The following is a 12,470-nucleotide window of genomic DNA, read 5'->3' on the forward strand; positions in this document are numbered from 1 at the left end:
ACCGGTTGCGCATCGATAGGCGTCCGGCGACTTGTTCACGCCTGGTTCACATCGCGGCTGACGAGCGCTCACCACGTCCTCCTAGCGTCCGGCAGGTACGCCCGGCCGATGCCTGATCCAGCCGTGCCACCGACCTTCCCAGGAGGCTTCTCCCATGAGCGACCGTCCCCGGCTGCTCCCGCTGTTGGGTGCCAACCGCCACGGCACCCGCGACGCCATGACCTGTCTCTACCGCTGTGGAAACGCCTGCGACCACCCGGTTCCGAACACGTCCGACAACGCGTACTTCGGGGACGTGGTGAACGCGGAGGTCTCGCGGCGCGGCGTGGTCCGGGCCGGCGCGGTCGGCGCGCTGGTGCTCGGTTTCGGTGGCGCTGCGGCCGGTGCGCTGGCCGGCGCCGCCCCCGCCATGGCGGCTCCCACCACCCCGGAGCTCCCGGACGTCCCGGAGGCCTTCGGCTTCGGGCGTCCCACCACCGGTGTCGGCAACGGCAAGCTGAGCTTCAAGCCGATCCCGCCGAACAAGCTGGACACCCTGGTCGTGCCGAACGGGTACGACCACGCCGTCGTGATCAAGTGGGGCGACCCGGTGGTGCCGGGCGCGCCCGAGTTCAACGTGCACAGGCAGACCGCGGCGGCACAGTCCAAGCAGTTCGGCTACAACAACGACTTCGTGGGCGTGCTGCCGCTGGACAAGCGGGGCAACCGGGCGCTGCTCGTGGTCAACCACGAGTACACCAACGAGGACCTGATGTTCCCAGGCTTCCCCGGCCTGGACGGGCTCTCGGTGGAGCAGCTGCGCACCGCGATGGCCGCGCACGGCATGTCCGTGGTGGAGATCGAGCGGGTCGCCGGCACCGGGCAGTGGACGCCGGTCGACAACGGTCGGCGGCCGTACAACCGCCGGGTCACCGCGCTGAGCACCAAGTTCGACCTGACCGGCCCGGCCGCCGGCTCGGCGTGGCTGAAGACCGCCGCCGACCCGAAGGGCCGCACGGTCGTCGGCACGCTGAACAACTGCGCCGGCGGGGTGACCCCCTGGGGCACGGTGCTCTCCGGCGAGGAGAACTTCAACCAGTACTTCGTCGGCGCCGACGGCGTCCCCGCGGAGCTGAAGCCGAAGATGGACCGCTACGGCATCAGCACCGCGTCCCGCTACCCCACTGGCAGCCGTAAGTGGGAGCGGGCGGACGAGCGTTTCGACCTGGCGAAGCACCCGAACGAGGCGCACCGGTTCGGCTGGATCGTCGAGATCGACCCGTTCGACCCGGAGAGCCGCCCGCGCAAGCACACCGCGATGGGCCGGTTCAAGCACGAGGGCGCGAACGTCATCGTGGCCAGGGACGGGCACGTGGTCGCGTACATGGGCGACGACGAGCGGTTCGACTACCTCTACAAGTTCGTCTCGGACAAGAAGTTCCTGAAGGGCAACTCCTGGGCCGCCCGCAAGCACAACCTGACGCTGCTGGAGTCAGGCACGCTCTACGTCGCGCAGCTGGAACAGACCAGCGCCGGCGAGATCGACGGCTCGGGCAAGCTCCCCACCGACGGCGCGTTCAACGGCCGGGGCCGCTGGATCAAGCTGGTCAGCGGCAACCGTTCGTTCGTCGACGGGATGACCGCCGCCGACGTGCTCACCTTCACCCGGGTCGCCGGCGACAAGGTCGGCGCGACCAAGATGGACCGCCCGGAGGACGTCGAGCCGAGCCTGCTCACCGGCAAGGTGTACGTGGCGCTGACGAACAACACCAACCGGGGCGTCGGCAGCAACCCGAAGGCGGACGAGGCCAACCCGCGGACCGCCAACAAGCACGGGCAGATCCTGGAGCTGGTCGAGGACCGCGGCGACAACACCGCCGAGAACTTCGCCTGGTCGCTGCCGATCGTCTGCGGCGACCCGACGGACCCGTCGACCTTCTTCGCCGGGTACGACAAGACCAAGGTCTCCCCGATCTCCTGCCCGGACAACGTCGCCTTCGACGCCACCGGAAACCTGTGGATCTCCACCGACGGCAACGCGCTGGGCAGCAACGACGGCCTCTTCGCCACCGCCGTGGAAGGCCCGGAGCGGGGTCACCTCAAGCAGTTCCTGACCGTTCCGCTCGGCGCCGAGACCTGCGGCCCGTTCATCACCGGCGACAACCGCTCGGTCTTCGTCGCCGTGCAGCACCCGGGTGAGATCACCGGCGCCTCGGTGGAGAACCCGGCCTCGAACTGGCCGGACGGCGACTACGCCAAGCCGGGCGTGGTGGTCACCTGGCGCCCCGACGGCGGCCCGGTGGGCAGCTGACGTCACTCCGGCGGTCCGGTGCTGGACCGCCCCGAGAGGCCCTCTCCCAGCCTGGGAGAGGGCCTCTCGGCGTCGTGCGGGGGTCAGTGGTCGGCGGCGATGCCGTCGGCGACGGCGCGGGCGACGGTGAGCAGCTTGGCCCGGACAACCCGGGCGGAGGTCATCATCTCGCTGGCCGGCAGCGCGCAGGCCAGCACGACCCGCCGTTCCATGTCCTTGTCCGGCGAGACGAGCACCGCCGCGCAGGCGACCCCCTGGCGGAACTGCCCCATCTCCAACTGCATGCCGCGCCGGTCGCCGGCGGCCAGGTCGGCCTCGAACGCCTCGGTGCTGGTCAGCGTGGCCGTGGTGAACGGGCGCATGCCGTACTCCCGCAGGTAGCGGAAGCGTTGCTCGGCGGTGAGGGTGGCGAGCAGCGACTTGCCGAGCGCGGTGGCGTGCGCCCCCTCGTCGAAGCCGGGGACCAGGTCCTCCAGGTAGGGCGAGCGGTGCCCCTCCGCGACCGCTGTGAGGGCCACCTGGCCGCCGACGAAGCGACCCAGGTAGTGGCTGTAGCCGGTGTCGACGGCGGCCCTGCGCAGGGTCTCACCGACGGCCGGCGGGCCACGGAAGGCGGTGACCAGCTCGCGGTAGCGGTCGGCCACCTCCAACCCCACGATGTACGTGCCGTCCTCCCGACGGATCACGTAGCCCTCGTAGGCGAGTGTGCGCACCAGGTGGTACGTGGTGGCCACGGTCAGCTCGCACCGCCGGGCGATCTGTTTGACGGTCAGGCCCTTCGGGGCGCGACCGACCGACTCCAGGACCCGCAGCGCTCGGGACACGCTGCGGATCAGGTCCGAAGGTTCTGCCAAGGGGTCGCGCACAACCACCTCCGCCGCCGGGGACTTACACCATATGAAATACAGGCCGGGTGCGATATGCCTGTTCGGGTCGAGGATGCCAGATCACCATCCACGCCTTGTGCCTCGCCGGTCACACGGAGTGGCCTGAGCGGGTCTCGCGTAGGTTTGCCGGACGATGACCAACACCGCCTCCACCCCCGCCCCGACCCGCCCGGTCCGGGTCAGCGCCGGCGCCGTCGCCACGACCATCGCCTGCGTACTGCCCGTCTTCCTGCTCGGTGGCCTCGCCGTGCAGATGGGCGAGGACCTCGGCTTCTCCCCGGCCGGCCTGGGCCTGGCCGTCGCCGTCTACTTCGGGGTCAGCGCGCTGGCCTCGGTGCCCTCCGGCCGCCTCGTCGAGCGGTACGGGCCCGCCGTGGTGGCCCGCTGCGGCATCCTGCTGTCCGCGGGTCGATGCTGGCCGTGGCAGTGCTCGCCCGGTCGTACCCGGTGCTGGTGGGGCTGCTGGCGCTGAGCGCCGGCGCGAACGCCCTCGGCCAACTGGCCAGCAACGCCGCGCTGGCCCAGCACGTCCCCGCCCGCCGCCAGGGGCTGTCGTTCGGCGTCAAGCAGGCGGCCATTCCTGTCTCGACCCTGCTGGCCGGCGCGGCGGTGCCCACCATCGCGCTCACCGCCGGTTGGCGCTGGGCGTTCGTGGTGGCCGCCGGCGCGGCGCTGACGACGCTGCCATCCGTACCCCGTCAGCAGGCCGGCCGCGCCCGGCGGACCGGCACCGGGCGCGCGGGCCGGGCCACGGCGGCGCTGGTGGTGGTCGGCGCGGCGGCGACGTTGGCCTCGGGCGCGGCCAACGCCCTCGGCACCTTCCTGGTGGACTCGGCGGCCGCCCGTGGCCTCTCACCGGGCCTCGCCGGCCTCACCCTGACCCTGGGCAGCGCGGTCTGCGTGCTGGCCCGGGTCGGCGCCGGCTGGCTGGCCGACCGGCGGTCCAGCGGCCACGTGGCGCTGATCGCCGCGATGCTGGTGGTCGGCGCGGCCGGGCTGGGTCTGCTCGCCCTGACCGGCGCGGTGCCACTGGTGGCGGGCGTGGTGCTCGGCTTCGGCCTCGGCTGGGCCTGGCCCGGCCTGATGAACTTCGCGGTGGTCCGGCTCCACCCGCAGGCCCCGGCCGCCGCCACCTCGATCACCCAGACCGGGGTGTACGCGGGCGGCTGCCTCGGACCGCTGACCCTGGGCCCGCTCGCCGCCCACCTGGGCTACCCGACGATGTGGAGCACGGCGGCGGTGTCCATGCTGCTCGCCGCCGCCCTCATGCTCGTCGGCAGCCGCCTGTTGACCCGCACCGCCGCCGGCACGGGTCGGGGCGGGGATCAGCTGGTGCGGTCGGCGATGTAGTCGCAGAGCGACTCGAGGGCGCGGCGGGACGGGCCGGTGGGCAGCGGGGCCAGCCGCGCGCGGGCGTCCTCGGCGTAGCTGCGCACCGTCTCCCGGGCCCGCTTGAGCGCCGGGCTCTCCCGGAGCAGGCCCAGCGCCTCGGCGTGCAGCGCGTCGTCGGTCAGCGGGCCGGTGGCCAGGATCTCGCGCAGCCGCACCGACGCCGCGTCGGAGTCGTCCGCGGCGCGGGCGTAGAGCACCGGCAGCGTCGGAACGCCCTCACGCAGGTCCGTGCCGGGCGTCTTGCCGGACTGCACCGACTCGGAGGCGATGTCCAGCAGGTCGTCGGAGAGCTGGAACGCGACGCCGATGGTCTCGCCGTACCCGGCCAGCGCCTCGACGTGCTCGGCGGAGGCCCCACCGAACATGCCGCCGAACCGGGCCGACGTGGCGATCAGGGAGCCGGTCTTCTCGGCGATCACGTGCAGGTAGTGCGCGACCGGGTCGTCACCGGCGCGGGGCCCGACGGTCTCCGCGATCTGACCGTGCACCAGCCGGGCGAAGGTGCGCGCCTGCAGGCGGACGGCCTCCGGGCCCAGGTCGGCCGCAATGTCCGCGGCCCGGGCGAAGAGGTAGTCACCGACCAGGATGGCGACCGAGTTGGTCCAGCGGGAGTTGGCGCTCGGCGCGCCCCGCCGCACGGCGGCCTCGTCCATCACGTCGTCGTGGTAGAGGGTGGCCAGGTGGGTGAGCTCCATCACCACGGCCGCCGGGACCACGTTCGGGGCGGCCGGGTCACCGAACTGGGCGCCCAGCGCCACCAGCAGCGGCCGGAACCGCTTCCCACCGGCCTCGACGAGGTGCCGGGCGGCCTCGGTGACGAACGGGTCGGCGCTGGCCACACTGGCCCGCAGGTCGACCTCGACCGTGTCGAGCAGACCCAGCACGGACGCCTCGACGCGGGGATCGGCGAGATGGAGGCCGAGCGCGCCGAACTGACTCGTGCTCGCCCGACCCCGGCGACCGCCGGGGCCGGTGGCACCTGAACGCTCGCCAGCCGGAATCACCACGCCATCAACCATGCCACACCCGTTCTACCTGCTCCGGGTCGGGGATATGCACGCGGGGGCCGGCACGCGAACGCGTGCCGGCCCCCGGGTCGCCGAAGCTGTCGTCACCGCACGAAGTCGGCGGCTCCGGTAGCCAGATCGAGCAGCGGCGCCGGGGCGACACCCAGCACCAGGGTGGCCAGGACGCCGATCATCAGAGCGGCGGAGGTGAGCCCACCGGGCACGGTGACCGTCGGGGTGGACTCGCCCGGCTCGGACAGCCACATCATCACCACGACCCGCAGGTACGGGAAGGCCAGCACCATGCTGGTCAGCACACCGGCGATCACCAGCCACGCCTGGCCGCCGTCCAGCGCCGGCCCGAAGATCGCGAACTTGCTGGTGAAGCCGCTGGTGAGCGGGATGCCGGCGAAGGCCAGCAGGATGAACGTGAACAGGCCGGCGTAGAACGGCGAGCGCCTACCCAGCCCGGCCCAGCGGGACAGGTGGGTGGCCTCCCCGTCGGCGTCGCGGACCAGGGTGACGACCGCGAACGCGGCGAGCACCGAGAATCCGTACGCGACCAGGTAGAACATCGTCCCGGAGAGCCCGTCACGGCTCGGCGACAGCACACCGACCAGCAAATAGCCGGCGTTGGCGATCGAGGAGTACGCGAGCAGCCGCTTGATGTCGGTCTGGGTGACCGCGAGCACCGCGCCGACCAGCATGGTCAGTACCGCCACGGCGCCGAGCACCGGGGTGAAGTCCCAGGCGGCACCGGCGAACGCCACGTGGAAGACACGCAGCAGCGCGCCGAACGCGGCGACCTTGGTGCAGGCGGCCATGAAGCCGGTCACCGGGGTCGGTGCGCCCTGGTAGACGTCCGGCGTCCAGACGTGGAACGGAGCCGCCGCGGCCTTGAAGAGCAGGCCGATGGCGAGCAGCGCCATGCCGGCGAAGAGCAGCACCGGGCTGGCCGGCGACTCGGTCACCGCCGCGTTGATCGTGGAGAAGTCGACCCCGGCCCCACGGCCCGGGATCCCGGACGTGAACCCGTAGATCAGGGCCACCCCGAACAGGAAGAACGCCGAGGCGTACGCGCCGAGCAGGAAGTACTTCATCGCCGCCTCCTGACTCAGCAGCCGCCGGCGACGGGCCAGCGCGCAGAGCAGGTACAGCGGCAGCGAGAAGACTTCCAGCGCGATGAACATGGTCAGCAGGTCGTTCGCCGCCACGAAGATCAGCATGCCGCCGATCGCGAACGTCGTCAGCGGGTAGATCTCGGTGAGGCCGTTGCGCCCCTCGGCCTGCCGCCGGTCGTCGGCCGACTCGGCGGTCACCGCGGCCTGCGCGACGAACGCGCCGCCCCGCTCCACCGAACGGTCGCCGATCAGCAGCAGCGCCATCGCGGCCAGCACCAGGATCGCGCCCTGGAGGAAGAGCGTCGGCCCGTCCACCGAGATGGCCTGGCCGGCGGTGATGAGCCGGTCGTCGGCGTTGAGGACCACCATGGTCAGCGCGGCGAGGACGGCCAGCAGGGCCAGCGTCAGCTGCACGACGTGCCGCGAGCGCCGGGGCACGAAGGCCTCGACCAGCACGCCGACCAACGCGGTGCCCAGCATGATCAGGATTGGGGCGAGTGCCGCGTAGTCGAGCGACGGCAGTTTCAACTCGGTCACTTTGCCGCCTCCTGGACGGTGCCCACCGACGGGGCGGGGTCGGTCCTGCCGATGTCGTCCATGGTCGCCTGGACGGCCGGGTTGATCACGTCAGTGACCGGCTTCGGGTAGAAGCCGAGCAGCACGATCAGCGCGATCAGCGGGGCGACCACGACCTTCTCGCGCAGGTTGAGGTCCCGGCGCATCCCGTCGACCTCGGTCAGGGCCGGGTTGAGGGTGCCCTGGGTGGTGCGCTGCACCATCCACAGCACGTACGCGGCGGCCAGGATGATGCCGAGCGTGGCGATGACCGCGACCGGCTTGTTCACCGTGAACGTGCCGATCAGCACCAGGAACTCGGAGATGAACGGCGCGGTGCCGGGCAGCGCGAGCGAGGCGAGACCGGCGAAGAAGAGCACCCCGGCGAGCACCGGGACCAACTTGCCGGCACCACCGAAGTCACTGATCAACGCCGAGCCACGCCGGGCGATCAGCATGCCCACCACCAGGAAGAGCAGGCCGGTGGCCAAGCCGTGGTTGAGCATGTAGAGCACCGCGCCGGTGCCGGCCTGGGTGGTGAAGGCGAAGATGCCCACCCCGATGAAGCCGAAGTGCGCGATCGAGGTGTACGACACCAGCCGCTTGAGGTCGTTCTGGCCGACCGCCAGCAGCGCGGCGTACACGATGCCGATCACGCCGAGCGCCAGCGCCCACGGCGCGAACCACTTCGACGCCTCGGGGAACAGCGGCAGGCAGTAGCGCAGGATGCCGAACGTGCCGACCTTGTCCAGTACGCCGACCAGCAGCGCCGCGGCGCCCGCGGGGGCGGCGCCACCGGCGTCCGGCAGCCAGGTGTGGAACGGGAAGAACGGCGCCTTGATGGCGAACGCGAGGAAGAAGCCGAGGAACAGCCAACGCTCCGTGCCGGTGCTGATGTCGACCTGCGACAGCGCCTGCCAGTCGAAGGTCTTGCCGCCGACCACCCAGAGCCCGATCACCGCGGCCAGCATGAACAGGCCGCCGACGAGCGAGTAGAGGAAGAACTTCACCGCCGCGTACTGCCGCTGGTGGCCGCCGTAGCTGCCGATCAGGAAGTACATCGGCACCAGCATGACCTCGAAGAACACGTAGAACAGGAAGACGTCGGCGGCGGCGAAGACGCCGATCATCGTGCACTCGAGGACCAGCAGCAACGCGAAGTAGACGGGCACCGACCGCTTCGACGACTCCGCGTCGTGCCAGGACGCCAGGATCACCAGCGGCACCAGCACCGCGATCAGCATCAGCATCACCAGCGCGATGCCGTCGGCGGCGAAGGTGAAGTTGACGCCCCAGTTCGGGATCCACGAGTACGACTCGCGGAACTGGAACCGGTCACCGCCGGCCTTGAAGCTGACCCACATCACCACCGAGAGCACCAGCACCAGCAGCGACCAGACGAACGCCACCTGCTTGGCCAGCTCCGGCCGGTGGCGCGGCAGGAAGGCCACCACCAGGGCGCCCACCAGTGGCGCCACGGTGAGCACCGAGAGGAACGGGAAGTTGGACATTATGCGGCCTTACCTCCGTCGTCACTGCGTGGTCCGCCGGCGGGGGCGGCCGGAAAGAGGTCGATCACGCCAACCACCCCGCCTGCACGGCCAGGAACGCCGCCATCACCAGCAGCGCACCGGCCAGGATCGAGGTGGCGTACGAGCGGACGAAGCCGGTCTGCAGCCGCCGGAGCCGGCCCGAGCCACCGCCGACCGCGGCGGCGAGCCCGTTGACCAGCCCGTCGACGCCCCGGTTGTCGAGGTAGACCAACGCCCGGGTGAGGAAGATGCCCGGCTTCTCGAAGACCGCCTCGTTCACCGCGTCGGTGTAGAGGTTGCGCCGTGCGGCGGTGACCAGCACCCCGGCCGGCTGCGGCGCGGTGGCCGTACCGGCACGGAACAGGAACCAGGCCAGCCCGGCGCCGAGAACGGTGACCAGCAGCGAGAGCACGGTGATCACGGCGTGCGAGAGGACCGCCTCGTGCTCGGCGTGCTCGCCGCCCAGCCCGGCGGTCGCCGTCAGCCAGTCCGGCACCGAGGTGGAGAGCAGGAAACCGGCACCGACCGAGCCGACCGCCAGCAGGACCAGCGGGATGGTCATCAACGCCGGCGACTCGTGCGGGTGCTCGATGTCCTCGGTCCACCGCTTCGGGCCGTGGAAGGTGAGCACGAACAGCCGCGTCATGTAGAACGCGGTCAGCCCGGCGCCGAGCAGCGCCGCACCGCCGAAGAGCCAGGCGGTCCAGTCCTCCCGCTCGAAGGCGGCCACGATGATCGGCTCCTTCGAGAAGAAGCCGGAGAACGGGAACATGCCGATGATGGCCAGCCAGCCCATCATGAAGGTCAACCAGGTGATCTTCATGTGCTTCGACAGCCCGCCGAAGCGGCGGATGTCCACCTGGTCCTTCATCCCGTGCATGACCGAGCCGGCGCCCAGGAACATGTTGGCCTTGAAGAAGCCGTGTGCCAGCAGGTGCACGATGGCCAGCGCGTACGCCCCACCGCCCAGGCCGACGCCGAGGAACATGTAGCCGATCTGGCTCACCGTCGACCAGGCGAGCACCCGCTTGATGTCGTCCTTGGCCGCGCCGATGATGCAGCCCATCAGCAGGGTGAGCGCGCCGACGCTGACCACCACGAGCTGGAGCGTCGAGTTCGCGGAGAAGATCGGGTTGGAGCGGGCGATCAGGTAGACGCCCGCCGTGACCATGGTGGCGGCGTGGATGAGCGCCGACACCGGGGTCGGGCCCTCCATCGCGTCCGGCAGCCACGCCTGGAGCGGGAACTGGCCGGACTTGCCTGCCGCGCCGAGCAGCAGCAGCAGGCCCAGCACCAGCACGGTGGCGCCGGTCAGCGCGCCGACACCGTTGAACACCTCGTCGTACTGGGTGGTGCCCAGCGTGGCGAACATGATGAAGATGCCGATGGCCAGGCCGGCGTCGCCGACCCGGTTCATCAGGAACGCCTTCTTGCCGGCGGTGGCCGCGCTGGGCCGCCCGTACCAGAAGGAGATCAGCAGGTACGACGCCAGACCGACGCCCTCCCAGCCGAAGTACAGCATCACGTAGTTGTTGCCGAGCACCAGCAGCAGCATGGCCGCGACGAACAGGTTGAAGTACGCGAAGAACCGGCGGCGGCCCGCGTCGTGCGCCATGTACTCCACCGCGTACAGGTGGATCAGGAAGCCCACCCCGGTGATCAGGAGTACGAAGACCGCGGCCAGCGGGTCGAACAGCAGGCCGAAGTCGACCCGCAGGTCACCGACGGCGATGAAGTCCCAGAGGCTCAACTCGACCGACTTGTTCTCCAGGCCGCGAAGCTGGAAGAAGGAGGACAGGCCCAGCACGAACGCGGCACCGATGGCGGCGACGCCCAACCAGTGCCCCCAGCGGTCGGCACGCCGGCCGAGCAGCAGCAGGACGGCCGCGCTGACCAACGGGATCGCCACCAGCAGCCAGACGCTGCCGAGCAAGCCCGTGGCCTCTGCGTAGTGCACAGTCTCTTCCACTTGCTTGCCCCTTAGTACTTGAGCAGGTTGGCGTCGTCGACACTCGCCGAGCGTCGAGTCCGGAAGATCGACATGATGATCGCGAGCCCGACCACGACCTCGGCCGCCGCCACCACCATCACGAAGAACGCCATGATCTGACCGTTGAGGTCGCCGTTGATCCGGCTGAAGGTGACCAGGGTCAGGTTGGCCGCGTTGAGCATCAGCTCCACGCACATGAACAGCACGATCGCGTTGCGCCGGATGAGCACCCCGGACGCGCCGATGGTGAACAGCACCGCGGCCAGCACCAGGTAGTGGTTGGGCGTCACTGGTCCGTCCCCTTCAGCGAGGTCTCCTGGGCGGTCAGCTCCCGCACCGGCAGGATGTCCGGCGTGCTCCGCTCGGTGAGCCGTCCGTCCGGCAGGCGCGCCGGGGTGGCCACCGAGGAGGAGGTCGCGAAGACACCGGGGCCGGGCTTGGGGCCGGGGTAGTTGCCCGGCGCGAAGCGCGCGCGCATGGTCGACGGCTGGTCGACCTTGTCCTGCTTACGCCGCTCGATGTGCGCGAGCACCATGGCTCCGACCGCCGCGGTGATCAGCAGGGCCGAGGTCAGTTCGAACGCGAAGACGTACTTGGTGAAGAGCAGCCGTGCGATGCCCTGCACGTTGCCCTCCGCGTTGGCCTGCTCCAGGCCGACCGCGGTCGTTCCGTCCATCGCCCGGTAGAGCGCGCCGCCGACCAGGCCGGCGAAGCCCAGCCCGAGCACGATCGCGGCGACCCGCTGGCCGCGCAGCGTCTCGATCAGGGAATCGGACGCGTCCCGACCGACCAGCATCAGCACGAACAGGAAGAGCATCATGATCGCGCCGGTGTAGACGATGATCTGCACCATGCCGATGAACGGCCCGGCCTGGAGCACGTAGAACACGCCCAGGCAGAGCATGGTGAGCACCAGCCAGAGCGCCGAATGCACGGCGTTACGGGCGGCCACCATCCCGATCGCGCCGATCAGCGCGAGCGGCGCGAGGATCCAGAAGGTGATCTCCTCGCCGCCGGACACGTCGCCCGCCGCGGCCAGCACCGTAGACGTGGTCATGCTTCCTCTCCCTTGCCGGCCGCCGCGCGCTGGGCGGCCTGCTCGGCGCCCGGGAACGTCACACCGGGGTGCTCCTCGACGTGGTAGCGGCCGGGGCCCATCGGGGACGTCTCGGCACCGGCGGAGGTGCCCGGGTTGTCCAGCGCGCCGACGTAGTAGTCCTTCTCGCTGTCGCCCAGTCGCATCGGGTGCGGCGGCTGCTCCATGCCCTCGAGGAGCGGCGCGAGCAGCTGCTCCTTGGTGAAGATCAGGTCCTGTCGGTTGTCCCGGGCCAGCTCGTACTCGTTGCTCATGGTGAGCGAACGCGTCGGACAGGCCTCGATGCAGAGCCCGCAGAAGATGCAGCGGGCGTAGTTGATCTGGTAGATGCTGGCGTACCGCTCACCCGGCGAGAAGCGCTGCTCGTCGGTGTTGTCGCCACCCTCGACGTAGATCGCGTCCGCCGGGCAGGCCCACGCGCACAGCTCACAGCCGATGCACTTCTCCAGGCCGTCCGGGTGCCGGTTGAGGATGTGCCGCCCGTGGTAGCGCGGCGCCGACACCGGCGGCTTGAACGGGTAGTCGGTGGTGACGACCTTCCTGAACATGTGCGAGAAGGTGACCCCGAATCCCTTGAACGTTCCGGTGATCGCGCCCACG

9 protein-coding genes and 1 pseudogene are annotated in these 12,470 nt (G+C 70.6%); 2 read left to right on the forward strand and 8 right to left on the reverse strand.

Translation table 11 applies throughout. The features are described from left to right. The first annotated feature begins 154 nt into the window (after positions 1–154). A complete protein-coding gene (locus ACTWLT_RS25600) occupies positions 155–2,290 on the forward strand; it encodes a PhoX family protein (protein ID WP_445320551.1) in 2,136 nt (711 codons plus the stop codon). 83 nt (positions 2,291–2,373) lie between these two features. Here ACTWLT_RS25600 and ACTWLT_RS25605 read toward each other — a convergent pair whose 3' ends face one another. After that, positions 2,374–3,156: an IclR family transcriptional regulator gene (locus tag ACTWLT_RS25605; RefSeq protein ID WP_252416185.1), complete on the reverse strand. Its 783-nt coding sequence runs from the start codon at positions 3,154–3,156 to the stop codon at positions 2,374–2,376. Between the two features lie 154 nt (positions 3,157–3,310). Between ACTWLT_RS25605 and ACTWLT_RS25610 the strand changes: the two are divergent. Further along, positions 3,311–4,527, forward strand: a pseudogene (locus tag ACTWLT_RS25610) (MFS transporter). On the opposite strand, the gene ACTWLT_RS25615 reads toward ACTWLT_RS25610, so the two are convergent. From ACTWLT_RS25615 to nuoI, 7 genes are all read right to left on the reverse strand, one after another. After that, a complete protein-coding gene (locus tag ACTWLT_RS25615) occupies positions 4,503–5,588 on the reverse strand; it encodes a polyprenyl synthetase family protein (protein WP_252416187.1) in 1,086 nt (361 codons plus the stop codon). The pseudogene ACTWLT_RS25610 and the gene ACTWLT_RS25615 overlap by 25 nt on opposite strands. Positions 5,589–5,680: 92 nt before the next feature. Beyond that, positions 5,681–7,234, reverse strand: a complete 1,554-nt coding sequence (nuoN, locus tag ACTWLT_RS25620) for an NADH-quinone oxidoreductase subunit NuoN (protein ID WP_445320552.1) — start codon at positions 7,232–7,234, stop codon at positions 5,681–5,683. Further along, the gene (locus ACTWLT_RS25625) at positions 7,231–8,763 is read right to left on the reverse strand and encodes an NADH-quinone oxidoreductase subunit M (RefSeq protein ID WP_445320553.1); all 1,533 of its coding nucleotides are present in this window, start codon (positions 8,761–8,763) and stop codon (positions 7,231–7,233) included. The genes nuoN and ACTWLT_RS25625 overlap by 4 nt, the downstream gene beginning before the upstream one ends. Positions 8,764–8,827: 64 nt before the next feature. Further along, the gene (gene nuoL / locus ACTWLT_RS25630; RefSeq protein WP_252416190.1) at positions 8,828–10,753 is read right to left on the reverse strand and encodes an NADH-quinone oxidoreductase subunit L; all 1,926 of its coding nucleotides are present in this window, start codon (positions 10,751–10,753) and stop codon (positions 8,828–8,830) included. An 11-nt stretch (positions 10,754–10,764) separates the two neighbouring features. Next, entirely contained in the window at positions 10,765–11,064 is a 300-nt protein-coding gene (nuoK, locus tag ACTWLT_RS25635) for an NADH-quinone oxidoreductase subunit NuoK (RefSeq protein ID WP_007454601.1), read from the reverse strand. Continuing rightward, complete coding sequence (locus ACTWLT_RS25640; protein WP_252416191.1) at positions 11,061–11,831, reverse strand: NADH-quinone oxidoreductase subunit J; 771 nt, start codon at positions 11,829–11,831, stop codon at positions 11,061–11,063. Before ACTWLT_RS25640 ends, nuoK begins: the two co-directional genes overlap by 4 nt. Beyond that, complete coding sequence (nuoI, locus tag ACTWLT_RS25645; RefSeq protein ID WP_252416192.1) at positions 11,828–12,469, reverse strand: NADH-quinone oxidoreductase subunit NuoI; 642 nt, start codon at positions 12,467–12,469, stop codon at positions 11,828–11,830. The genes ACTWLT_RS25640 and nuoI overlap by 4 nt, the downstream gene beginning before the upstream one ends. Position 12,470: the final 1 nt, after the last annotated feature.

The organism is Micromonospora yongxingensis (assembly GCF_052601155.1).